The 23,663-nt window shown below is 60.6% G+C and carries 25 protein-coding genes; 10 read left to right on the plus strand and 15 right to left on the minus strand.

What is annotated here, in order from left to right; all coding sequences use genetic code 11:
• The first annotated feature begins 35 nt into the window (after positions 1-35).
• Positions 36-317, plus strand: a complete 282-nt coding sequence (locus ACQZ48_RS10560; RefSeq protein WP_191217830.1) for a GNAT family N-acetyltransferase — start codon at positions 36-38, stop codon at positions 315-317.
• A 120-nt stretch (positions 318-437) separates the two neighbouring features.
• On the opposite strand, the gene ACQZ48_RS10565 is transcribed toward ACQZ48_RS10560, so the two are convergent.
• Together ACQZ48_RS10565 and ACQZ48_RS10570 are read right to left on the minus strand one after the other, a co-directional pair.
• Complete coding sequence (locus ACQZ48_RS10565; RefSeq protein WP_077981414.1) at positions 438-641, minus strand: DUF1059 domain-containing protein; 204 nt, start codon at positions 639-641, stop codon at positions 438-440.
• Positions 642-928: 287 nt separating this feature from the next.
• Positions 929-1,279, minus strand: coding sequence for a flagellar export protein FliJ (locus ACQZ48_RS10570; RefSeq protein WP_003491821.1), 351 nt, complete (start codon positions 1,277-1,279; stop codon positions 929-931).
• A gap of 480 nt (positions 1,280-1,759) precedes the next feature.
• Between ACQZ48_RS10570 and ctrA the strand changes: the two genes are divergently transcribed.
• Both ctrA and ACQZ48_RS10580 read left to right on the plus strand, forming a co-directional pair.
• Positions 1,760-2,464, plus strand: coding sequence for a response regulator transcription factor CtrA (gene ctrA, locus ACQZ48_RS10575; protein WP_003491823.1), 705 nt, complete (start codon positions 1,760-1,762; stop codon positions 2,462-2,464).
• A 205-nt stretch (positions 2,465-2,669) separates the two neighbouring features.
• Positions 2,670-3,185 (plus strand): GNAT family N-acetyltransferase, encoded by a 516-nt coding sequence (locus tag ACQZ48_RS10580; protein ID WP_191217829.1) that lies wholly within the window; start codon positions 2,670-2,672, stop codon positions 3,183-3,185.
• A gap of 139 nt (positions 3,186-3,324) precedes the next feature.
• Here ACQZ48_RS10580 and ACQZ48_RS10585 read toward each other — a convergent pair whose 3' ends face one another.
• From ACQZ48_RS10585 to chpT, 4 genes are all read right to left on the minus strand, one after another.
• Entirely contained in the window at positions 3,325-3,663 is a 339-nt protein-coding gene (locus tag ACQZ48_RS10585) for a DUF6616 family protein (protein ID WP_077981605.1), read from the minus strand.
• A 23-nt stretch (positions 3,664-3,686) separates the two neighbouring features.
• The gene (locus ACQZ48_RS10590; RefSeq protein WP_077981604.1) at positions 3,687-4,235 is read right to left on the minus strand and encodes a MarR family winged helix-turn-helix transcriptional regulator; all 549 of its coding nucleotides are present in this window, start codon (positions 4,233-4,235) and stop codon (positions 3,687-3,689) included.
• A 72-nt stretch (positions 4,236-4,307) separates the two neighbouring features.
• A complete protein-coding gene (locus ACQZ48_RS10595; RefSeq protein ID WP_137410865.1) occupies positions 4,308-4,835 on the minus strand; it encodes a GNAT family N-acetyltransferase in 528 nt (175 codons plus the stop codon).
• 86 nt (positions 4,836-4,921) lie between these two features.
• Positions 4,922-5,569 carry a histidine phosphotransferase ChpT gene (chpT, locus tag ACQZ48_RS10600; protein WP_077981411.1) on the minus strand — a complete coding sequence of 216 codons (648 nt, stop codon included), beginning with the start codon at positions 5,567-5,569 and terminating at the stop codon, positions 4,922-4,924.
• Positions 5,570-5,817: 248 nt separating this feature from the next.
• Between chpT and ACQZ48_RS10605 the strand changes: the two genes are divergently transcribed.
• Together ACQZ48_RS10605 and ACQZ48_RS10610 are read left to right on the plus strand one after the other, a co-directional pair.
• A complete protein-coding gene (locus ACQZ48_RS10605) occupies positions 5,818-6,414 on the plus strand; it encodes a DUF1134 domain-containing protein (protein WP_170985549.1) in 597 nt (198 codons plus the stop codon).
• 309 nt (positions 6,415-6,723) lie between these two features.
• Positions 6,724-7,950: a hypothetical protein gene (locus ACQZ48_RS10610; protein WP_191217828.1), complete on the plus strand. Its 1,227-nt coding sequence runs from the start codon at positions 6,724-6,726 to the stop codon at positions 7,948-7,950.
• A gap of 236 nt (positions 7,951-8,186) precedes the next feature.
• On the opposite strand, the gene ACQZ48_RS10615 is transcribed toward ACQZ48_RS10610, so the two are convergent.
• Positions 8,187-9,041, minus strand: coding sequence for a TrmH family RNA methyltransferase (locus ACQZ48_RS10615; RefSeq protein WP_173990068.1), 855 nt, complete (start codon positions 9,039-9,041; stop codon positions 8,187-8,189).
• Complete coding sequence (locus ACQZ48_RS10620; RefSeq protein WP_137410868.1) at positions 9,031-9,423, minus strand: hypothetical protein; 393 nt, start codon at positions 9,421-9,423, stop codon at positions 9,031-9,033. Before ACQZ48_RS10620 ends, ACQZ48_RS10615 begins: the two co-directional genes overlap by 11 nt.
• A 38-nt stretch (positions 9,424-9,461) precedes the next feature.
• Between ACQZ48_RS10620 and ACQZ48_RS10625 the strand changes: the two genes are divergently transcribed.
• The 3 genes from ACQZ48_RS10625 (at position 9,462) to rpoH (ending at position 12,650) form a co-directional block, all read left to right on the plus strand.
• Positions 9,462-10,484: an RluA family pseudouridine synthase gene (locus ACQZ48_RS10625; protein WP_137410869.1), complete on the plus strand. Its 1,023-nt coding sequence runs from the start codon at positions 9,462-9,464 to the stop codon at positions 10,482-10,484.
• Positions 10,485-10,755: 271 nt separating this feature from the next.
• Positions 10,756-11,580 carry a class I SAM-dependent methyltransferase gene (locus tag ACQZ48_RS10630; RefSeq protein WP_077981407.1) on the plus strand — a complete coding sequence of 275 codons (825 nt, stop codon included), beginning with the start codon at positions 10,756-10,758 and terminating at the stop codon, positions 11,578-11,580.
• 167 nt (positions 11,581-11,747) lie between these two features.
• On the plus strand, positions 11,748-12,650 hold the full coding sequence (gene rpoH / locus ACQZ48_RS10635; protein ID WP_080789876.1) for an RNA polymerase sigma factor RpoH: 903 nt from the start codon (positions 11,748-11,750) through the stop codon (positions 12,648-12,650).
• A 297-nt stretch (positions 12,651-12,947) separates the two neighbouring features.
• On the opposite strand, the gene ACQZ48_RS10640 is transcribed toward rpoH, so the two are convergent.
• Together ACQZ48_RS10640 and ACQZ48_RS10645 are read right to left on the minus strand one after the other, a co-directional pair.
• Positions 12,948-15,254: a hypothetical protein gene (locus ACQZ48_RS10640; protein ID WP_448728803.1), complete on the minus strand. Its 2,307-nt coding sequence runs from the start codon at positions 15,252-15,254 to the stop codon at positions 12,948-12,950.
• Positions 15,255-15,324: 70 nt separating this feature from the next.
• Positions 15,325-16,623 (minus strand): adenylosuccinate synthase, encoded by a 1,299-nt coding sequence (locus ACQZ48_RS10645; RefSeq protein ID WP_077981405.1) that lies wholly within the window; start codon positions 16,621-16,623, stop codon positions 15,325-15,327.
• A 240-nt stretch (positions 16,624-16,863) separates the two neighbouring features.
• On the opposite strand from ACQZ48_RS10645, the gene ACQZ48_RS10650 reads away from it, so the two are divergent.
• The gene (locus ACQZ48_RS10650) at positions 16,864-17,751 is read left to right on the plus strand and encodes a DMT family transporter (RefSeq protein ID WP_162520557.1); all 888 of its coding nucleotides are present in this window, start codon (positions 16,864-16,866) and stop codon (positions 17,749-17,751) included.
• Between the two features lie 91 nt (positions 17,752-17,842).
• On the opposite strand, the gene ACQZ48_RS10655 is transcribed toward ACQZ48_RS10650, so the two are convergent.
• The gene (locus ACQZ48_RS10655; protein ID WP_448728804.1) at positions 17,843-18,376 is read right to left on the minus strand and encodes a transglutaminase-like cysteine peptidase; all 534 of its coding nucleotides are present in this window, start codon (positions 18,374-18,376) and stop codon (positions 17,843-17,845) included.
• A 675-nt stretch (positions 18,377-19,051) separates the two neighbouring features.
• Between ACQZ48_RS10655 and ACQZ48_RS10660 the strand changes: the two genes are divergently transcribed.
• A complete protein-coding gene (locus tag ACQZ48_RS10660) occupies positions 19,052-19,636 on the plus strand; it encodes a transglycosylase SLT domain-containing protein (RefSeq protein ID WP_077981401.1) in 585 nt (194 codons plus the stop codon).
• Positions 19,637-19,833: 197 nt separating this feature from the next.
• Here the strand turns inward: ACQZ48_RS10660 and ACQZ48_RS10665 are convergent, their stop codons facing one another.
• The 4 genes from ACQZ48_RS10665 to ung all read right to left on the minus strand — a co-directional run bounded on the left by ACQZ48_RS10665 (position 19,834) and on the right by ung (position 23,660).
• Positions 19,834-20,448: an alpha/beta hydrolase gene (locus tag ACQZ48_RS10665; protein WP_137410873.1), complete on the minus strand. Its 615-nt coding sequence runs from the start codon at positions 20,446-20,448 to the stop codon at positions 19,834-19,836.
• Positions 20,449-20,689: 241 nt separating this feature from the next.
• The gene (locus ACQZ48_RS10670) at positions 20,690-21,634 is read right to left on the minus strand and encodes a VOC family protein (protein WP_137410874.1); all 945 of its coding nucleotides are present in this window, start codon (positions 21,632-21,634) and stop codon (positions 20,690-20,692) included.
• 164 nt (positions 21,635-21,798) lie between these two features.
• Complete coding sequence (locus ACQZ48_RS10675) at positions 21,799-22,875, minus strand: siderophore-interacting protein (RefSeq protein ID WP_137410875.1); 1,077 nt, start codon at positions 22,873-22,875, stop codon at positions 21,799-21,801.
• A 71-nt stretch (positions 22,876-22,946) separates the two neighbouring features.
• On the minus strand, positions 22,947-23,660 hold the full coding sequence (gene ung / locus ACQZ48_RS10680) for a uracil-DNA glycosylase (RefSeq protein ID WP_191217825.1): 714 nt from the start codon (positions 23,658-23,660) through the stop codon (positions 22,947-22,949).
• Positions 23,661-23,663: the final 3 nt, after the last annotated feature.

Consider the following 23,663-nt stretch of genomic DNA (forward strand, 5'->3'; position numbering starts at 1 on the left):
GGCGACAACGAACAGCAATGCGGAAGGCGCTCATCATGGACATCAAGACAACCGAAACCGGATCGCACGGCGAATACTCGGCAACCATCGACGGCCACAAGGCGGAGATGACCTATTCGCGCACTTCCCCTTCCCTCATCATCATCGACCATACCGGCGTGCCCGATGCGCTGCGCGGTAAAGGCGTCGGCCAGGCGCTCGCCGCCCATGCGATCGATGAAGCCCGTAAGGGCGGCTGGAAAATCATTCCACTCTGCCCCTTCTTGAAGGCCCAGACGTTGCGCCATGCCGAATGGGCGGATGTTATCCAGGGGTAACCCGGCAGTATAGCGCAAGCGTCACGGCATATTTCTTCTCCCGCCGGGGAGAAGAAACAAGCGGTTTACACCTGATCCCTCAACAACCGTTCCAGATATCGCGTTATTCATAAAAGGACGTCACGCCACCTTCAGCGGCGGTGTTCCCGCATGCATGCTGTGACGGACTTCCTCGCGAAATTCAGGCGTATCCTTTGCGCCATGCACAGCCACGGCATGTTGCACGGCCGCTTCCATAAGCTCCTCCGGAGAATCGGCGGAGATGGCAACGGTGCATCTGCTGTCACTGGGGAATTCGCGGCAATCTATATATTGGCGGGCCATTTTTTCCTCCCTGCAAGTGCCGCCCGCACCCGCACGGGGCGCGTGCGCGTAAAAGCCTCCGGCTCACGGTCGGAACCTCCGTAAAATACGCCTTTCCCCAGGTCGGGACAATCGAAATCAGGCCCGACCGTCCCGGCGGAAAACACCGGCGACGCGGCAAAACAAAAGGCCGCCCTGAACGAGCGGCCTTTCGAAAAAATGCATGGCGTCCCGTCATTGAAAGCCGCCTCCTGATCCACCGGCAGCCGTCAATGAGGACGATCCTCGTAACCTCCTGCGCCTATAGGTCAGGCGCGGGCGCGGATGGCTCCGTCGCGGTTTTCGAGGGCAGCGGCCTTTTCATATTCGGCCTGCACCTCTTCCAGCGAAGCTTCGGCGGCTTCCTGTTGGGCCTTCAGCTCACGGATCGAGACCTGAAGATTATCCGCCCGCTGGCGCGCGGCCTTGGCGAAGGTCGGATAGGCGAAATGCGTCGGATCGGTAATGCCCGACTTGCTTTCTTCCAGAGATATCTGATGCACCAGTTCCTTTGCCATCCGCTCGAACTCGGACATCATCTGCTGCAGCTGGTTAAGCTGCCGGCGTTTTTCATTGACCTGAAATTCCTTCAGGCGAACCAGGCTGTCACGCGACTTCATACGCAATACTCCATGGATAGCGAGACCCGGATCAAAAAGGCACTATGCCACCCTGATCGGCCCGTTTAACCCGCCCGTTTTTCCGCAAGGGTTGCCCCCTGTCCCGGAATGATTCCCAAAAGTTACCCGGCGTTAATAAAAAACCGCCGCCGTTAACCTTTCGTTTACGGGCATCGTTAATGATAAACACGATCATTTAAGGGTCGGTAAATGCCAGGTCCAAAAAAATGGACCCGACGATGTAAGAGTCGATTGAATCACTTAACGGGATTTCCTCACGTTAAGCTTCAATTTTGGCGATGGTGGATTCACGTGCAAAAACAGCGAAATGCCTACTTTGCTTAATAAATTCGATACACCTTGCCAAAGGCAATTAGAATTTGTTAACCATTTGGTGGCAGCCTGCAAATCAGGCAACGTCTGGATCCGCATCGCGCGAGGCAATGATTTACCGGTTCGCGGGCGGCAAAGGGGATAATTATGCGGGTTCTACTTATTGAAGACGACAGCGCGACAGCGCAGAGCATTGAACTGATGCTTAAGTCGGAAAGCTTTAACGTTTACACGACCGACCTCGGTGAGGAAGGCGTGGATCTGGGCAAGCTCTACGACTACGACATTATTCTTCTCGACCTCAACCTGCCCGACATGTCGGGTTACGAGGTTCTGAGAACGCTTCGCCTCTCCAAGGTCAAGACGCCGATCCTCATCCTGTCCGGCATGGCCGGCATTGAGGACAAGGTGCGCGGCCTGGGCTTCGGCGCAGACGACTACATGACGAAGCCGTTCCACAAGGATGAGCTTGTTGCCCGCATTCACGCCATCGTCCGCCGTTCCAAGGGCCATGCGCAGTCGGTCATCTCCACCGGCGAACTCATCGTCAATCTCGATGCCAAGACGGTTGAAGTGGGTGGCCAGCGCGTTCACCTGACCGGCAAGGAATATCAGATGCTCGAGCTGCTTTCGCTGCGCAAGGGCACGACGCTGACCAAAGAAATGTTCCTGAACCACCTTTATGGCGGCATGGACGAGCCGGAACTGAAGATCATCGACGTCTTCATCTGCAAGCTGCGCAAGAAGCTCGCAAACGCCGCCGGCGGCGCCAACTACATCGAAACCGTCTGGGGCCGCGGCTATGTTCTGCGCGAGCCAGATGGCGCGACGGAATTCCTCGAAACCGCCTGATCCATTTCCGGGACAGGACAGTTTTTAAAAGACCCGCTGGAAACGGCGGGTTTTTTGTTGTGATTTGAAGGTCGCAGGTAACGGTGTCATTGGCATATTACGACACACGATCATATTCCGGCGCATGGATACTCCCTCTTTCCTGTGCTTGTACAGGAATGAGGGAAGAAGAGCTTGGCTATGCGCCGCAAAAGGATGATGGCACATGAACCACCCTATCCCCACCCTCAGGACCGAACGCCTGACGCTGCGCCCGCTGATGATCACAGACTTTCCGGCCTATCGGGATTTCATGATGTCATTGCGCTCTATCGGTGTGGGCGGGCCTTACGACCTGCCCTCGACATGGGGTGTGTTCTGCCACGATCAGGCCAACTGGTACTTTTTCGGCCATGGCGCACTAATGATCGAGCTTGACGCAACGGGACAATGTGTCGGCCAGGTCGGCATCAATCACGGTCCGCTGTTTCCGGAAAAGGAACTGGGCTGGCTGCTTTACGAAGGCCATGAAGGATACGGCTATGCGGCGGAAGCCGCCTCGGCGCTGCGCGACTGGGCCTTCAAGACCCTGAACCTGCCTTCGCTTGTCAGCTACGTCTCGCCGCACAATCGGAAATCTGCAGCCGTTGCCGAGCGAATCGGCGGCATGCTCGATCCGAAAGCGCCCCGTTCAGATCCCGAAGACCTCGTTTATCGGCACCATTCGGCAAACGCCGTTTGAAAGAGGAACACCTCAGGATCATCCCGGTCATGACGGGTCCCGAAACATATGGCAACGCTTAGCAGACCTCGAACGTGTTCACAGTCGTTCTCGATCGCGATCGAGACCGCCACGGCGGCAGCCTCGATCAGGCGGCGGATCAGACCGCTGCAAGCTGCTGGAGATGGTTTGCCATGCCGGCACCCTCCCCGCCCGCATTCACCGTGTCGAAATAGTCATGCCATCCGCTGTCAGCGATTGCCTCCACCAGAAGAGAAAGGGCCTGCCGGTCACGGCAACGCCACAGCGCAAAGAATTCATGGGGGGATGCGTGGCCCAGCGAGGTATCGACCGCGCCCGTTGTGATCACCTCGATACCCGCCTGAGAAAGCGCGCTCATGCCCGCGCCGATCCGGGCAAAAAAAGCTGCCCGCGCCTCGCCGCTCAAGGCCTTCCAGCTTGGTTTGGCCGAATAAAGTTCAGCGAGAAAATAAGACATGTCATCAGTCTCCATATTTGGAATCAATTGTCGGGAAGGCGGGCCGAAACAGTGGCCGCGCCCGTCTTTGTCCGCACCTTCACAAGAAGCTTGCTCAACAAACAGCGCTCGCTTTGGTCGAGACCGGAAAGCAGCGAGGATATCCATTCGGCATGTTCAACAAACAATGTCTCCACCAGCGTCTTGCCGCTGACAGTCAGGGAGACCAGAAGCTTGCGGCGGTCGTCATAAGCGGGTCGGCGCGTCACGAGCCCATCCTTCTCCAGCCCGTCAAGCAGGCCGGTAATGGTGGCGCGCGTGACGCCGGAAGCGTCGGCAAGTTCATGCGGCGAAAGGCCCTCCGCCCTGTCTCGCAAGAGTACAAGAAGCAGAAATTTCCCTTCCGACAGACGGTGCGGCGAGAGCCGCGCGGCGCAATCCCGGTCAATAGCCGCAGCAAGCGACAGAAGCTCGAAACAAAGCCTGATCCCGCCGGGCTCTGCGGTGATTTCGTTTGTTAGGGGCCTTCCCGGTTCAGAAACGCCCGATTGCAATGTGCGCGCCAACAGCGCTTCATATTTCTTTTCCAGCATCATAAGCCGGCATATAGTATGCCGCCTTACTATCCGTCAACCCTTTTATTCCTTGGCCCCGCCCCCGCAGATTTATGTTCCCATAAGTCTTTCGAAAAGCCGCACCGGGCTTTTCCGGAACGTCGTCTCCCGGAAAGGACGGAAGCCGAAGCGGGCGGCGATTGCGAGAGAGGGCGTATTCAGCGGATCGATCATGCAGACGACACGGCTCGATATGCCCGCGGCGTCAAACCAGCCGAGCGCGGCTTGCACGGCTTCGCTGGCCGCGCCTTTGCCTGTCAAATCCCTGTCGATCTTCCACATGGCCTCCGGAGCGGTGTCGAAATCCGCGCCATGTCCACGGCGCATATGGGCAAGACCGACCTCGCCGACGATTCGTCCCGTGGCGGCCTCCTCAACCACGAAGGGGCCGAAGCCGAAGACCGACCAGTGACCGATGAAGCGCAGGAGCCGCGCAAAGGCGAGTTCGGGATCGAGCGGCGCGATTGAGCTCACCCCTGGTATCGGACGAACATCCGCGCCCCAGAAGGAGCAATAAAGTGCTTCGTCCTCAATGGCGTGAGGCCGCAGCACAAGACGCGCGGTTTCGACACGGATCATGAGACCTTCTCCTCGGAAAAGAAAAAGGCCGGGCGCAGACTAAAGCCGCACCCAACCCTGGTGGCATCCTTGTCGCATTGAAACGATCACGCCGTAATCGTCTTGGCGGTAAACACGATGCGGTCGTCATGCACCTTGTATTCCACCGCCATATTGGCCTCCTCGGCCAGAAGCAGCGTGTAGTAGGGCTGCACGGAATGGGCGTCGACCGCCTCTTCCAGCCTGCCCTCGTAAATTTCCACGAACTTGGCCGGCACCCGCATCATCCGGCCCTTGACGGTGATTTCGAACCTGGCGTCGCCGTCGGGGTTTTCCAGCAGCACGTCCACATTGCCGCCGCGCGGAATGGAGCCGTAAGCGACGAGGAAGAGGTTGAGCAGAAGTTTGACACGATTCTTCGCAACGATGGCGCGCGGGCCGTTCCAGCTCACTTCCGCCTTCTTTTCGGCGGCAGCGAAATCCTGGGCGGCTTTTTCGGCCTCACCGGTGTCGATGGAGGCGCCGGCCGAACCGGAAGCGCCGAAAGCAAGGCGGGCGAACTTCAGCCGCACGGATGCGTTAAGGGCTGACGTGCGGATGAGATCGAGCGCATCGTCATCCGTGCCGCCCTCGTCCAGAAGCTCGAGGCCGTTATTGATGGCGCCGACAGGAGAAATCACATCATGGCACACACGGCTGCACAGAAGAGCCGCCAGATCGGGACCGGACAGCGTGATATTGAGTTTGCTGGTCATAAAATTCTCTCCTGCGCAAGGGAGGCGCGGACGGTGTGGAAATTGTTAAGCCATAATGACACCATATTTGGTAAACCGATTGTTAATAGGATGGTTTCAAAATGCCAAATGGCTTAACTGGCCACACTGGAGCCATGTGTATCCGCAAGGATGCGCGAAATATGCTGTAGAATTTTTTCTGCACGCCAGTCCTCAAGAAAACCGATTCGGATTTCGGGCTGGTGCGCTAACGAAACAGACGGACGGACATGACGATGCGCCTTACGAAAACCCGCACCATTGCACGCCTGGGACTGGGAAAGATTGTCGCGCTCCTTGCGAGCCTCCTGTTATGGGCCGCACCGGCCGCAGCCCAGAACAGCGATCAATATTCTTTCCAGGAAGTCATTGATGCGGGCCACGGATTCTTCGGTGAAACCACCGGCGGCCTTGCCAAGGTGGTGGAGCGCGCCTTCCAGCAATACGGTCTTCCGAACGGTTACATTCTCGGCCAGGAAGGCTCCGGCGCTTTCGTCGCGGGCCTCACCTATGGCGAAGGTACGCTTTACACCAAGAACGCCGGCCAGCACCCCGTCTTCTGGCAGGGCCCCTCCCTCGGCCTCGATTACGGCGGCCAGGGAACCCGCGCCATGATGCTGGTCTACAACCTGCCTTCGGTCGATGCGCTTTACCGCCGTTACGGTGGTGTGAGCGGCTCCGCTTTCATCGTCGCCGGCGTCGGCATGACGTATCTGAAGAGCAGCGACGTCACGCTTGCCCCCATCCGCACCGGCATCGGCGCGCGTCTCGGCATCAACGTCGGTTATCTGAAGCTCACCCAGCAGCCGACCTGGAACCCCTTCTGATTCGCCGAGGTCTGAGTGGAGCTAACGGTGGTCTACAGGATGAGGCATTGCGGCAGGTTTCTTCTCCCCGCCGGGGAGAAGGTGGCCCGAAGGGTCGGATGAGGGGGCAACGTTGCCGTATCTCATAACCCTTGCCCCCTCATCCCGCTGCCGCGGACTTCTCCCCCTCGGGGAGAAGAAGCAAGTGGCAACGTCTCGCCCGCTAACTGCCTAGGGGAAACCCCTCCCCACGGTTGCAATAATAGCGTAACGTGCTTTCGCGCCCTCTTTCCGAATGCGCGCGTATCTGAGTTTCGGAGACTGTCCCGCGTGATCGAATATGCCATTCTTTTCGGATTGGGTTTTCTCACCGCAACCCTGCTGGCCCTGTTGATCGCACCCGCGATCAACCGCCGCATCGTCGCCTATACGGAAAATCGCATACGCGCGACGATGCCCATCAGCCCGCAGGAAGTTCGCGCCCAGAAGGACATGGCGCGTGCGCTTTACGCCGCAGAAAACGCCAAGATCCGCCAGGAGCTGGATACGGAACGGGAAAAAAACACCTCCCTGCGCCTCGCCAACGAGGCCGCCTCCAGCGATGCCTACCGCCTTGGCGAGCAGAACCGCGGTTTCTCCCTGAAAATCGAGGAGCTGACGCTGGAAATCGGCGAATTGCGCGCGGCCCTCGATGCCGCCGAAGAACACGCCGGCGCCCTACAGGCGAACCTCGCGCAACAGGAGCAGGCCGCCAACGAGCGCGCCGGCCAGATGTCCGATCTCACCGCCCGCCTCACCCATCTGACGCGCGAGCTGGATGATTCGAAAATCCTCGCCGCCACCCGCGATCTGGAAGCCGAACAGGCCAAGCAGAGCGCCACGCGTTTCCGCAAGGAGGGCGAGACCGCCACCCGCGAATTGCAGGATGTGGCGGCCCGCAACAAGGAGGCGATGACGGCGGTTGCGCGCGAAAGCCGCAAGGTCACACGGCTCGAGGAGCAGGTCGCGACCGTCATGGCGAAAAACGCCGATCTCGACACGATGCTGACACTGCGCAACCAGGAAGTCGCCCGGCTTAAGGAACAGCTTGCGGCAACCGGCGGCCGCAGCAACGACATGATCATCCGTCTGCCGAACCCCGCCGTCTCGGACGACAAAACGGTCAACCCATCGCAACCGACGGCCCCTGCCCCAGCCGCCGCGCTTGAACCCGCACCCGCCGCCGAAGAGGCGATACCGGCTGCCGCCGCAGAGGAACCAGCCCCCCCGGTATCGACCGAGCCAGCGGCGTCGCAAGGCCTGGAACAGGAAATCGAGGATATCCGTAATCAGGGCGCCGCGCTCACCGAACGCCTGCTGAATGTGCGCGGCGCCGGCAATGACGAACCCATCCGCCGCGAAATCGCAAGGATCGCCGCCGAGATGATCGCGCTCACCGCCGCGCAGGAGGGTGAGGCGTCGCCTATTCCGGGGTTGCTGGCCAAGGCCTCCGGTTCGTCAGGGCGGGAGAGCCTTGCGACGCGGGCGAAAGTGGTGATGGAGAAGCGGGAACGCTAGGTTCGCCGAGGGTCTGGTTTACCTCAACGTTGAGTGTGCGGCTCACCCCCCTCTGCCCTGCCGGACATCTCCCCCTCAAGGGGGGAGATCGGCACGAGGCGCGACCACCGCTTCATTCGCAAACGTTGAGAGGGGCGAGGCCTCACCACGAGTCGATCTCCCCCCTTGAGGGGGAGATGTCCGGCAGGACAGAGGGGGGTGAGCCGCATACGCCGAAGTGCTAAAGCGGCTCTGATCTACACCCGCCCCATCACCCCCGCCATCTGATAAAGCGCCAGCCCCGAAGCCGTCCCCGCGTTCAGGCTATCCAGCTGCGGCGACTGCGCAATCCGTGCGGTATGAAACCGCGAGAGCACCGATTGCGGCAACCCCTCGCCTTCTGTGCCGATCACCAGCGCCATGCGCTGTGATCGGGGAATATCGCGTATCTCCGTCTCGCCATTCGGAGACAGGCTCCAGATAGCAAACCCCGCCTCGGAAAGCCGCTCCAGCATGTCCACCGCCCCGCCACCGCGATGATAGGGAACCGACAGCACCGAGCCCACGGAAACCCTGAGCGCCTTGCGATAAAGCGGGTCGCAACACGTCTCGTCCAGCAGCACCGCATCGGCGTAAAAGGCCGCCGCATTGCGGAACATCGCGCCGAGATTATCGTGGTTGGAAATGCCGCAGCCGACAAGCACCAGGGAAGATGCGGGAAGTGCCGCCGTCATTTCTTCCAGTCCGCGATCCTGAACCCGCCGCCCGAGCGCCAGAATGCCGCGATGCAGGTGAAAACCGACGATGCCGTCCAGCACCGGCGCTTCCGCCACATAGACCGGCACATCCGGCGGGAAATCCGCAAGGATATCCGCAACGCCGGAAAGGCGGTTGCGCAGGATCAGGATGCTCTCCGCCGCAAAGGCACCGCCCGCTTTATGGGCGGCGGCCAGCATGCGCAGCACCACCGTGCCTTCCGCAATGAACCGACCTTGCCGGCCGGTGAGATCACGCTCGCGAATATCGCGAAACGCGGCGATGCGCGGATCGGCGGGATCCTCGACCGGGATCAGCGGTCGCCCCTCCAGCAGGTTATTGGCCTCACTGGCCATCGACCGTCACATCGGCGAGGAACCGGCCGGTCGCAACATTGAAGACCAGCGCCTTGCGGGTGCCATTGGAAAGCCGGCCATAAAACAGCATGTCGCCGCCGGAATAGCTGACGTTGTCGATCGTGAAGCCCTGCGGCAGGCTGGCGGTGACCGCCATCGGGCCATTGCCGGTGGGAACGGCAAGGTTCGGCGCTTCCGCCTGTGTCTGAACCGCCTTCGACGGCCCCATCGCCTTGTAGACAACCGCACCGAAGACAGCCATAAGGCTGATAAACATCACGGAGCCCGACACGATCTGCAAACGGATCATCTTGCGGCGAACTTTTTCCATGGCCGGATCAAGCGGCTTGTCTTCCTGTTCGTCTTGCTCGATCTGCGTCATCGGGTTCCCTGAAATGCTGATGGATCGGAAAAATAAGAATGAACGACCCCTTTAAACAAGGCGGAGACGCAAGGAAAGTCCTGATTGCCGGGGAAGATGCCGAAGGCCGCCTCGATTCATGGCTGGCAGGCGAGGTGGGCGGCGACTTCTCCCGCAGCCGCCTGAAGGCGCTGATCGAACAGGGCGCGGTTTCCCTCAACGGCAATCCGGTGACGGAGCCGAAGAAGAAGGTGCATCCCGGCGACCGTATCGAAATCGTCATGCCCGAGCCGGAAGACCCGGAACCCAAGGGCGAGGACATTCCGCTCGACGTGGAATATGAGGATGAAGACCTGATCGTGCTGGTCAAACCGGCCGGTCTCGTTGTGCATCCGGGCGCAGGCAACTGGACCGGCACGCTGGTGAACGCCCTTATCCACCATTGCGGCGACAGCCTGTCCGGCATTGGCGGCGTCAAGCGCCCGGGCATCGTGCACCGGCTGGACAAGGAAACCTCCGGTGTCATGGTCGTGGCGAAGAACGACAATGCCCACCGTCACCTCGCCGCACAATTTGCCGATCATGGCCGCACCGGGCCGCTGGAGCGCGCCTACAAGGCCGTCGTCTGGGGCCGCCCGCGAACCCTGCGCGGCACCATCGACGCAGCACTCGGCCGCAGCGCCGACCGCACCAAACGCGCCGTCAAACACGAGGATGCCGACGATGCCCGCGAGGCGATCACCCATTACGAGGTGATGGAACGCTACCATGAGCGGCCGGACGCCACCTGCCTCGCCTCGATGGTGGAATGCCGTCTGGAAACCGGCCGCACCCACCAGATCCGCGTGCACATGGCCCATATCGGCCATCCGCTGATCGGCGATCCCGAATATGGCGCGGCCTTCCGCACCAAGGCGAACCTTCTCGAAGAACCGGCCAAAAGCACCGTCCGCGGCTTTCCGCGCCAGGCTCTGCATGCCTATCTGCTCGCTTTCGAACATCCGCGCACCGGCGAGGTGATGGAATTCGAAACCGACCTGCCCGACGACATGGAAGCGCTGACCGCCGCATTGCGTGGCTGAAAACCTGCATGGCACGGTCAAAAAACCGCGCCATGCATTTCGCCGGAAGCCCCGGATAATAAAAAAAGATTAGCGGATAGCGATATTCCGCAGTCGGTCCTTTTTATAGACCGCCCCAATTTCGCTTCAATCGTCACACCTCCTCGGCCCCGCAACGCCTGAAATCGCGGCCACTAAACCGTGACGATTTCAAGCCTGCCAAATAAAGCGCAGAGACGCCATTCGTTCGATCCGCCCCGAACGGAACCGGCATGATGACGGGATCTATCGCATGAATATCGAAGACCGCCGGTTTATATTTCAGGAGTTGCGCAGCGTCGAAGGTTATATCGACCCGCCCGATGCGCTCGTCTTCAAAGCGCTGTTGCAGGCCCAGACGAAAAGCGGCCTCCATGGCGGCCTGGCGGAAATCGGCGTTTATTACGGCCGATCCTATTTTCTGCTGCGCAAATTCGCGCAGCCGCAGGAAAAGGTTCTGGGCGTCGACTTGTTCGATCTCGACCCGCCGGAAGACGGCAGCCTCGACCAATATGAGCGCCTTATGGAAAACGGTCGCCGGCTGGACTTTCCAATGGACGAGAACCTCATCATCAAGGGCGACAGCACCCGGCTGGCGCCCGCCGATATCACCTCCCGCATCGGCCCCGCCCGCTTCTTCAGCATTGATGGCGGCCACACCCTGCACCATGTGCTGGCCGATGCGAAACTGGCCATGGAGGTGATCGCACCGCATGGCGTCATCGTCTTCGACGACACTTTCAACCCCGCCTGGCCGGAAGTGACGGTGGGCGTCGCCGATTTTCTGCGCACCCATGGCCATAGCCTCGTCTGCTTCGGCATGACGAAATACAAGACCTATGTCTGTCACCGGGAATTTCACGCCACCTATGCTGCTGCCATCGCCGCCGATCACGATCTGCAGGCGCTTTCCCATGTCGAAACGCAGTTCCTCGGCTCGAAGGTGGTGCGCCTGCACAATCCCATGCGCAGACGGGTGATGTATGAACTGATGGTGCGCTCCGGCCTTGGTGGCTTCTCGGAACGAATCTACCGTTCGAAAGTTAAACAGATCAAGGAAGGTGTGACTGGAATATAACGTATGTGTGAACGCAGCGTTCGCTTGAAACGCGGCGGGCGCGTACATATTTGTCACATGGGTTCGTGCGGGGTCGGTAACGACCCGCAGCTTACGGTGTGCCTCGGGCGGGTGATTTGCCATGCCAAAGAGGGTGCCGTTCCAGACCATAGATAAGGGGGTGCTTTATGGCCCGCAATAGTTTGCCTACGATTACAGCCGGCGAAGCCGGTCTCAATAGATATCTCGACGAAATCCGTAAATTTCCGATGCTGGAGCCGCAGGAAGAGTACATGCTTGGCAAGCGTTATGCCGAGCATGGCGACCGCGACGCCGCGCATAAACTCGTCACCAGCCATCTGCGTCTCGTCGCCAAGATCGCCATGGGTTACCGCGGTTACGGCCTGCCAATCGGCGAAGTCGTCTCCGAAGGCAATGTCGGCCTGATGCAGGCGGTGAAGAAGTTCGATCCGGAGCGCGGTTTCCGTCTGGCCACCTACGCCATGTGGTGGATCAAGGCCTCGATCCAGGAATATATCCTGCGCTCCTGGTCGCTGGTGAAGATGGGCACGACCGCCAACCAGAAGCGTCTGTTCTTCAACCTGCGCCGGCTGAAAGGCCGCATCCAGGCAATCGACGATGGCGATCTGAAGCCGGAGCACGTCAAGGAAATCGCGACGAAGCTTCAGGTGTCGGAAGAAGAAGTCATCTCGATGAACCGCCGCCTGCATGGCGACGCCTCGCTGAATGCGCCGATCAAGGCCTCCGAAGGCGAGTCCGGCCAATGGCAGGACTGGCTGGTGGACGACCATGACAGCCAGGAAGACGTGCTGATCGAGCAGGACGAGCTGGAAACTCGCCGCCGTATGCTGGCGAAAGCCATGGGCGTGCTGAACGAGCGCGAACGCCGCATCTTCGAAGCCCGCCGCCTTGCCGAAGACCCGGTGACGCTGGAAGAACTCTCATCCGAGTTCGACATCAGCCGCGAACGCGTCCGCCAGATCGAGGTTCGCGCCTTCGAGAAGGTGCAGGAAGCGGTGCAGAAGGAAGCGCTGGAAGCCGCGCGTGCATTGCGCGTGGTGGATGCGTAAGCGCTCCTTAAAACGCTAGTCGACATAAAGCCCGCAGATCGCAAGACCTGCGGGCTTTTTGTTTGAAACCGGCATTATTCAGGACGGTAGGTGCAGCCCCCTCATCGCCTCGCTGCGCTCCGGCACTTCTCCCCGGCGGGAAGAAGAAGCTGGGGCACCGTCTCATTCCACAGGGGATTTCAGACTGATGCTTTGAGAGGTCGAAAGGTTGCCGCAAATTCTTCTCCCCGCCGGGGAGAAGTGCCGGAGCGTAAGCGAGGCGATGAGGGGGCCAGCTCTCGGCAAGCCCCCGGATCATCACTGCCCGGTCGTCGGCGTTGCCGCCGCCCATTCGCTGAGCGCCTTGTCGAAGGCGGCGATGCCGTCATTGCCCTTTTGCAGGGTCAGCAGCGCACGCCGGCCATTGCGATAGGAAACCGGAATGTCGATCCAGTTGCGACTCTTCAGAAGCTCCAGATTGGTCTTCATCGCATCCGGGAAATCGTTGAGCGCAATCATGTGGAAATCGTCGGTGATCTTGGCCGGAACCGCAATCAGGGCGTTGCCGCGATCCTGCTCGGTACTCTTCATCGCGATGCGCTGGACGCTGTCGATAGCGCCGCCTTCGAAGCCGGGCGATACCGAGAAGACGATCTCGATCAGATGGCTGGCCGGCAGCGACGGGTCGGTATTGCGCTTGAAGGTGATCAGCGCGCTGAGGCCACGGCCGGGAACGTTGATCTGACCCTGCACGGTGGGCGAAGGTTTGCCATCGCCGTCATTTTCCTGCTGCAGCGACCAGGAAACGCTGCCCTGAATGGCGGTCGGCACCGTCTGACCCAGCACTTCCTCATAAAGGAACATGCGGTCGCCGGCGGCGGCGGCGGGCTGCTGCGCCGGCGTGCCGGCTGGCGTTCCGGCTGGCGCACCGGCATTATTGGCCGGAGCCTCGCCCGCAGCCGGCGGCGCGACATTCTGCTCATAGACCGACTGGCCTTCGGCGGTAACGGGCTGGCCGTTCGCGCCCGGCGCAGGTCCCTCGTCCCGCTCTGTGCCGTCGGCCAGAAGCCGCTGGGTGAACTTGGTGCCGGTGACGGAGCCGTCATCGCCATGGGCCGGCGTCTGTTGGTTGGTCGGGGACGTCGACTGCTGCCCCGTGGCGGGCGGCTGCTGGGTCGCCGGCGGTGTCGAGGTCTGCGCCTCACCCGTCCCGTTCGAAGCCGTCTCGCTTGAGCCGCCGTTCTGTGCGGAGCTGACCAGCCCGCCGACCATATCGTTCAGCGCATCGCGGTTCATCCACACGGCATAACCGCCGCCGGCTAGCAGCGCCACGCCGGCAAGGGCAAGCACCACCGACGCATAATTGCGACGCGGCTTCTTCTTGACCATATAGGCGGGCGTCGCGACGGCAGCGCCCACACCATTCGGTTCGCCCGGAGCCTGACTGGTGGAGGACGACGCGCCGTCATAACCGATCAACTCGTCCAGATCGTCCCAGGGCGTGCGTTCCTTATTGTCCTTTGCCGCTGCCTGATCGCCGAAGAGATCGTTATCGGCGCGCGGCAGCGCTGGCGCGTCCTTCGGCGGAATGGCGATATCCGCATCCTGGAAATAGGACGAAAAATCCTCGACCACGGCTGCCTTTTTCGGGGCCTGCTCTTCCGTCTGGCGATGATCGTCGAAATCGTGCCGGCCACCAAAGGCGGGCGCGTGCTCCACGGCGGCGGGGCCGAAATGGTCGTCCGCCTCGCGACGCTCATGCTCGTCGTAAGGGGCCGGCTCGAAGCTTACCTCCGGTTCCTGGTAATGCTGAGCGGCATAACCGGCAACGAGCGGACCTTCGTCGGTCTCGTTACGAACCTCTTCATATTCCTCTCCGGCCGGACGCACATCGTCGTCCTGCGCGTCCTCGAGCTTGCGCCAGTCGTCCTCATCCACCGGCTGCGCCCAATGGGACGGAACGGAATCATCAGCAGGGGCGGACGCCGTTTCAGGCTCCACATAGTCATCCTGCGGCTGGTGAGCCGGCTCTTCTTCCGTACGGACGAAATAGGTGCCGACGGCTTCGTCGGAGCCGTGTGCCGGAGCGTGAGCGGCATGAACCGTTTCCGGCGCATCATAAAGCTCTTCCGGCTCGCGGCCGCCGTGATGCGGCTCCTCATCGGCAGCGGTGTCAGCGTGCCGGGGCTCTTCCTCTTCGACCGCTTCTTCGTAAACCGGCTCGGATTGCGCGGGTTCAGCGGCTGCCGGTTCTTCGTAGACCGGCTCGTGCCGCGCCTCTTCCCGGTCTGCATCCTCCGCCGGCTCGGCGGCGCGGGCGTCGTCTTCGTCGGCGGAATCCTGCTGGTAATAGGACGCCGCTGTCTCTTCCGCAGCGGGAGAGACAGCGTCATCTTCCTCCAGCGCCGGAAGCGCCTCTGCATATTCGCTGTCCACCTCGGCGATTGCGGCGTCCAGCTTGGCGATCTGCCGGCGCAACAATTCTTCCGGCGGACGTGGCTTCATATTCTCGAGCTGGCGCACAACAGCACTGCGCGCCTTGTCGTAAACCTTCGCCCGGTTTTCGGGAGTATTGTTCGCCAAGCCATCCACGGCCTTGCGAATGACTGCTACAAAATCCGCCATAAGCACTTTCTCGTCGTGACCGGCGACGTACCGGCCCGATATGGTTTATGAATCTAGATCGCCGAGGACATTAATCCTCAAACGGATCAGTCACAAGTATGGTGTCGTCACGCTCCGGACTTGTCGACAGAAGCGCGACAGGCGCCCCGATCAATTCCTCGACCTGACGGACATATTTGATTGCCTGAGCAGGCAAATCCGCCCATTTTCGGGCACCGACGGTAGATTCCTTCCAGCCTTCCAGTGTGACGTAGATCGGCTCGACCCGCGCCTGCGCGCCCTGGCTTGCCGGAAGATGATCGATTTCCTGCCCGTCCAGCTTGTAACCGACGCAGATTTTCAGCTCGTCGAGACCGTCGAGAACATCGAGCTTGGTGAGCGCGATGCCGGTAATACCGTTGGTGGCGACCGACTGGCGCACCAGTGCGGCATCGAACCAGCCGCAGCGGCGCTTGCGGCCGGTGACGGTGCCGAATTCATGACCCTTTTCGCCCAGGAACTGGCCGATCTCGTCGTTCAGCTCGGTCGGGAACGGACCTTCGCCAACACGGGTGGTGTAGGCCTTGGTGATGCCGAGAATGTAACCCAGGGAACCCGGACCCATGCCGGAACCGGCAGCGGCCTGGCCGGCAACCGTGTTGGAAGAGGTCACGTAAGGATAGGTGCCATGGTCGATATCGAGCAGCGAGCCTTGGGCGCCTTCGAACAGGATGCGCGCACCGGCGCGGCGCTTCTTGTCGAGCAGCAGCCAGACGGTTTCGCTGAACGGCAGGATGCGTTCGGCAATCGAGCCCAGTTCTTCCATGATCGTCTCATGCGCCACTTCAGCCGCGCCGAAACCGCGACGAAGCGCATTGTGATGCGTCAGGATGCGGTCGACCTTGGCGGAAAGCGCCTCCATGTCGGCGAGATCCATGACGCGGATGGCGCGGCGGCCGACCTTGTCTTCATAGGCCGGGCCGATGCCGCGGCGGGTGGTGCCGATCTTGGTGCCGCTGTTGGAGGCCGCGTCTTCGCGCATGCCGTCCAGTTCGCGATGCAGAGAAAGAATAAGGGTGGCGTTGTCGGCGATGCGCAGGTTTTCCGGCGTGACCTTGACGCCCTGCGCTTCCAGACGGCCGATTTCGGCAATCAGGGCATGCGGATCGACCACGACGCCATTGCCAATGACGGCAAGCTTGCCGGGACGCACGACGCCGGACGGCAGGAGCGAAAGCTTGTAGCTGATGCCATCGATGACAAGCGTATGGCCGGCATTATGGCCGCCCTGATACCGCACGACGACATCTGCCCGCTCGGACAGCCAGTCGACAATCTTGCCTTTGCCTTCGTCGCCCCATTGCGAGCCGACCACCACAACATTCGTCATTTCTTGCTTTCCTGCTCATGGCGCTTGTACGCCCGATAACCCGATGGGAAACCCAAACCCGCGAATGTATACTGCGTTGTTTTACGGAAAGCGACCCTGTTTCTTATGGAGAATTTTGCTTTTTCCGTGACAAGACGCGGATTTCCCGCATTATCTCGCCCCGTGGGGGCCAAGCGCGGGCGCAAGGCCGCCATCCACCCCTCTCCGTTTTCCCACCCATTGAAGAAGCGAAACATCAGCGTGCCTTCGAAAGCCTATATCGCCCTCATCATCGCCACGCTCTGCTGGGGCGGCAACACCGTTGCCGGAAAGCTGGCCGTCGGCCACATCAGCCCCATGGCCTTCACCTTCCTGCGCTGGGTCTTCGCCGTCGCCATCATCTTCGCCATTTCCGTGCCGCAACTCATCAAGGACTGGCCGGTGGTGAAACAGCGCCTGCCCTATTTCTTCGTGCTCGGCAGTGTCGGTTATACCGCCTTTAACGTGTTTCTCTACACGGCCCTGCAACACACCTCGGCCATCAATGCCGCCGTCATCCAGGCCGGCATTCCCATGGTCATCTTCGTCCTGAACTTCATACTGTTCCGCACCCGCGTGCTGTTCGGCCAGATCGCCGGCTTCTGCCTCACCATCGCCGGTGTGGCGCTGCTCGCCTCGCATGGCGATCCGGTTTCGCTGCTGCAACTGGAAATGAATGTCGGCGACGCCGTCATGCTGCTCGCCGTGCTTGTTTATGCGATCTACACCGTCATTCTGCGCTGGAAACCGGCCGTCGACTGGCGCACGCTGATGGCCATCCCCGCCTTCTTCGCGCTCCTCACCTCGGTGCCGCTGGTCTTCTGGGAAATCTCCCGCAACAGCGTCGTCTGGCCGGATCAGAAGGGTTGGGTGCTGGTGGTCTATGCCGGCATTTTTGCCTCACTCGTCGCGCAGATCCTGTACATCAAGGGCGTGGAACAGATCGGCGCCAACCGCGCCGGCCTCTTCATCAACCTTGTGCCTGTCTTCGGCACGCTGCTGTCCGTCTTCGTGCTCAGCGAAACGCTGCACACCTATCAGATAGCCGCACTCATCATGGCGCTGGCGGGCATTGCCGTCGCGGAACGAAAAAAATCGCCGGCTTCCTGAACCAACAGGGTCAGGAAAACCGGCGCAGTCTGGCAGGCATGAAAGAATGGAGCATCGGATCGCAAACTGTTTCCGATGCTCGAACCAAAGGTCAAAGCGCGGTTTCGCGCTCTACCGGAGAAAAGACGGCGTTGCCAAGGACGATATCGCCCTTGTCGGTGGTAACGATCAGCACTTTTTCGAGCGATCCGTCATTGTTCAGCGAAAAGGCGAGGCGCAGCGCGCTGGAGGACCAGCCGGCGCCGGCAAGGGCCGTGCGCTTGATGGCGGCGCAATCACCGCAATCGCCAAGGCTCAAAGACGGCGTTGCCGGAACATCGGTTGCAAAACCGGAGACATAATCGTCGAGCGCGCCCATTGTGGCGTTCACGTCGCGGTTGACGCGCAGCAGTTCCTCGCGGCGCTCGACCGTCAGCGGCGCAGCGATGGCAGAGACGCACTGGCCGGCGGCAAGAACGCAACCATCGAAACCATCAGGCGCGGAAATGCCGACCGCAGTCACAGCGGACTTCTCGACGGCGGCGAAACCGCGGGCAAAACCGGCAGCGCCAGCAGCGTCGGCATGGTTGGACATGGAAGCAACGGCAATCCCGCAGATGGCGGCAGCAATAATCTTCTTCAGCATTTCATACCCCGTTTGCGATCCGCCGGCTTGTGCCGGTCTCGATTTCTGTTTTGTGGAGCGCCTCTTGCAAGGGCCGCTCTCCGTCTGTGATCCCACAATGGCACAGCACTGTTTTCAGGCGCTTTAAGCCGATTGCTACAATTTTATCGGTTTTGATTTTTGGGACACCGAGCACATTTTCAGACATGCGCCGATGCCGTCGCCGCGACAGTCGCGGCAACGTGGCGGGAGAGAAAGAGCCGCATCGCTGCGGGGCATGGATTGGTATTGGAGGGTTTGCAGACGATGCGGCCCGGCTCCGATATTTTAACCTGTAACGCACCCGCCAAACCGGTTCCTGTTTGGAAGGAGGTCACATGCCGGCCGCCTCAACCGTGACATTGGGAAACTCCCCAGTCTCGGCCGCCTGCCCCGCCCATCTCGCGCCGCGCGCACGTTTGATGACCGGTATGGAGACAAGCCTACCGCGCAGATAGACACCGGGGATGCACGGGGAAGAAAAAAGTCGAAAGATGACAGGAAGCGACGATGCGCGGCTGGTTTTGCCCCATCCCCGCCACAGGAATTTTCAGCGGGTTAACGGCCGCGCGATGTCAGGCATTTGAATTAACCTTGTCTTAAAACCCGACGTTAATGGTTAGCAATTTAAGAATAACGGAACGAAAGGGTTCCGTTATGCGTGGCGTATCTGCCGTTGTTTTTCTGATGCTCGTCCTGGCCGGCTGCGCCACCGCACCGTCGCAGGTCACCAATGCCTGTGCGATTTTCGAGCAGCGGAACGGCATCTTCAACAACTGGCGGCGTGATGCCAAGGCGGCCGAGCGCGAATTCGGCGTGCCCGTGCCGGTCATGATGGCGACGATCTACACCGAATCCGCCTTCCGCCCCTATGCACGGCCGCCGCGCACCAAACTCTTGGGTTTCATTCCCTGGAAACGCCAGTCGAGCGCCTATGGTTATGCACAGGCGCTGGACGGCACATGGAGCGTTTACCAGCGCGAAACCGGCCGCTGGTCGGCAAGCCGCACCGATTTCACCGATGCGATCCATTTCGTCGGCTGGTATCACGCCAAGAGCCGGCGCGAAAACGGCATTGCGCTGAACGACCCCTATAATCTCTACCTCGCTTATTATTCCGGCCATGCCGGTTATGCGAAGGGCAGCTGGCGCAACAATTCCGCGGTCCAAAAGGCCGCCCGCCGCTCCGCCAACATGGCGATGCGTTACGAGGCGCAGTTGCAACAATGCGGATATCGCTGAGGCGAGACTGGACAAGTTCACTTGAGAACAAGGGACGGAGTAGCAACCACCTCCGTCATCCTCGGGCTTGACCCGAGGATCCATGGTCACGCCGGGCGGTGGATCCTCGGGTCAAGCCCGAGGATGACGTTTTGTCGGGAGCGGCATGGTGCCGGAATGGTCGCGCCAGACGGAGAACGCCTGTGCAAGCCACACGCCTATTCCCCATAAGCCGCCAGAAAACCCCTGACCGCATCGATCTCGCCGGCGCGGATTTCATGCCCGCCCGGATGCCATACGGTTTCCACCGTGCCGCCCTGTGCCTTGAGGCTCTGTTCCAGCGCCTTCGTCAGCGGCACCGGGCAGATTGGATCGCGCTCGCCGGCCGTAATCAGCACCCGGCGCGAGGCCTTGGCGGGAGAAATCTTCGGCTCGAACGGGATGAGCGGATGCATCAGCACCGCCGCATCGAAAAGTCCGGGTTCTTCGATCAGCACATTGGCGAGAATATTCGCACCATTGGAAAAACCGAGGCCGATGACCGGACCCGCCTGGTAATGCTCCCGGTTCGCCTTGATGAAATCCGCCATCTTGACGGTCGCCCGTTGGAGGTCGGCCATGTCGTAGACGCCCTCTCCCGTGCGCCGGAAAAACCGCGCCGCACCGTGTTCGGAGACATCGCCGACGGGTGAGAGAATGGTCGCCTCAGGCAGCAGGCGCGAGCCGAAATCGAAGAACTGGTTTTCATCGCCGCCGGTGCCGTGCAGCAAAACGAAAAGTGGAGCATCCGCAGTGCCGGCGCGGGATTTGTGGAAATAACTATCCTTGGTCATGGGAGTATCCTTTCTGGAAGGAAGAAGGTTCAACGATACACGCGGCTTCTTCAGCCAAGCGGAGCAATCATGGGGAGCGAGCAGCTGCCGCCTGTTTCTTCTCCCGGCCGGGGAGAAGTCCGCGGCAGCGGGATGAGGGGGCAAGGGCGGTGAGATACGGCAACGGCGCCCCCTCATCCGACCCTTCGGGCCACCTCCTCCCCGGCGGGGGAGAAGAAACGGGCGGCCAAGTCCCTGACAATTAAACCGTCTTTTCATCCCCAAGCGGTTCCAGCTGCTCTTCCAGCACGGAGCGCAGATGCGCGTGCTGGGTCGGCAGTTTCAGCGCCTCGCCGAGATGGGCGGTATCCTCGTCGCGGTCGAAACCAGGTTCGTTGGTGGCCACTTCGAACAGCACACCGCCTGGCGTGCGGAAATAGATCGCCCAGAAATAATCGCGGTCGATCACCGGCGTCACCTGATAACCGGTATCCATCAGCGCCTTGCGCACCTCCAGCTGCTTTTCACGGTTTTCGACCGCAAAGGCGATGTGGTGCACAGACCCCGCACCCAGCCGCGCGCCAGAAATATTCGGCATGGTCTCGATGTCGATGAAGTCGGCGCCGTTGCCGCCGGGAATGCCGAGGCGCAGTACGCCATCCTGACGATCCACTTCCTGATAGCCCATGAATTTCAAAAGCTCGGCCGTCGCACCTTCATCGCGAAGGCGCAGCGACGCACCCTGAAAACCATGGATCGCCTGATCCGCGCCGACACCGTTGCCGATCCATTGCGCACGGTTGTCGTCCCTGACCTCGACCAGCGCGAAACCGTCTCCATCGGGACCTGCGAAATGCAGGCGCTTGTTGCCGAAGGCTTCATCACCCTTCAGGCCGTCCACGCCGGCCTTGGAAAGACGATCCTGCCAGTAGCCGAGCGATCCTTCCGGGACGGAAAACAGCGTCGTGCCCACCTCACCGGTGCCGGGACGGCCGCGGGCGATATGCGGGAACGGAAAGTAGGTCATGACCGAGCCGGGCGTGCCGACCTCATCGCCATAATAGAGATGATAGACGTCAGGCGCGTCGAAATTGACCGTCTTCTTCACCCGGCGCAGGCCGAGCGTATCGGTGAAAAAATTGTTGTTCTGGCGCGCGCTCGCCGCCATGGACGTGACGTGGTGCAGGCCCTTGATCTGGTTGAGCATGATAAACCCCTTTTGCCTGGCGGGCCTCACGGTTGGGGCCTGCCCTGTTCATGGGGTAAAGATGGGGTAAGAGCGCTCTTGCGCATAGAGTGGGCAACGGGAACGGATTGTTCCCGAATGATGAACGATAAATTCGACTGTTCAACGAGCCCGATAAGGCAGCCTCAATGATCGTCGGCAGCGCCCAAAGTCCAGTAACCGACGGCGCGCAGCGATGCTTTCGGGAAAGCTATCTCGTCGGTGAGGAAGGATTTTGCCGCCCTCGCCTCGGATTTTTCGCAGGCGACAAAGACATGCAGACCGTCATGATCCGCGCTCCAGCCATGGTCGCGCAGCGCCTTTTCGATGAGGCCGGCGGTGCCGGCGGGCTTGCCGCGGCGATAAAGCCATGTCCACTCGACATTTGCCGCGCAGACGATCTCCTGCCGCTCGGCTTCGTCATCGATTTCGGCGTAGACGCTGAGCTTTTTCCCGGCCGGCATTTCGGCCGCCATGCGCAGCATCACCGGCAACGCCGTCTCGTCACCGGCAAAGACATAACGCTCGGCTTCCGGGCAAACACCGCTCGGGCCGATGATGCCGAGAACATCGCCGGGCTTCGCCGTCGCGCCGAAGGTCGCGCCCGGCATGTTCTCACCCTCATGCATGACGAAGTCGATATCGACTTCACCGCGCGCGATATCCCCGGAACGAATGGTGTAAACACGCCGTGTGAGAAGATCGTCGCCCGCCGGCCAGACGATCGCCCCGGTGGGCGCAAGATAAGGCCAGACCGGCGCACGGGCCTGATCCGGCACCAGAAGCAGGCGCACATGCATGCCGCCGGTCAGCAGCCTTTCGATGCCGCTTTCGACGGAAACCACCAGCCGGCGCATATGCGGCGTCAGATTATAGGCGCGGGCAACCTTGCCGACGAAAAGATTGGGCAGTTCACGCTGCTCGGCGCCATGGCCGCTCCAGCGGAAATCCAGCCCCGTCTCGCCGGAGAATTCGACGATATGCTCGGCCACCATCGCCTTTACCGACATCAATATATGTTCGGAAATGCAGCTGACCCTTGCGGCGAAACGGCCGCTCTCGGCGCTGAAGCTGCCATGGCCATATTCGGTCTTGAACCGCACCGTCGCACCTTCGCGTTCCATCTCCATATGCTCGGAAAAATGATCCTCGAAAGCATCGACGATCGACAGCGGATCGGACAGCGAGACGGAGGTTTCGGCAGACAGGAGAGACACGGGCATAATCCTTCACTTCATAGTCCGGTTATCTTTAATCCCGACAACCGCGAAGCGTAAAGGTATTTTATGAGTGTCTAGAGAAGGTTTTTGTCGCTTCCCACCGTTTCCGGCAATTGCCAGTCGATCGGCTGGCGGCCATGGGACACGAGAAAGGCGTTTGCCTTGGAAAAATGGCCATTGCCGAAAAAGCCATTATGGGCCGAAAGCGGAGACGGATGCGGCGAGCGCAGCACGAGGTGCTTGCGCTGGTCCACGAAGGCCGCCTTCTTCTGGGCATAGGAGCCCCAGAGCAGAAAGACGACAGGGTCGCATTCATCGTTGACGGCGCGGATGACGGCGTCGGTGAATTTTTCCCAGCCCTGCCCCTGATGCGAGGCGGCGCGGGCCTCTTCCACCGTCAGCACACTGTTGAGCAAAAGCACACCCTGTTTCGCCCAGCTTTCCAGAAAGCCGTGACCGACCGGGCGAATGCCGAGATCGTTCTGCAATTCCTTGTAGATATTGACGAGCGAGGGCGGAATGCGCACGCCGGGCTGGACGGAAAAGCACAGCCCATGCGCTTGGCCGAACCCGTGATAGGGGTCCTGGCCTAAAATGACGACCTTGACCTCATCGAGAGGCGTGAGATCCAGCGCCCGGAAATAGTCCGCCCCCTTCGGGAAGATGCGCTTGCCGGCGGTCTTTTCGGCAAGCAGGAACTCCTTCAGCTTGAGCATATAGGGGCTGGCGAATTCACCGGAAAGAACGCGCTTCCAGCTATCCTCGAGTTTCACGCCTGCCTCCGCCATGCC

This window comes from Agrobacterium sp. 22-209-1, from assembly GCF_053522485.1.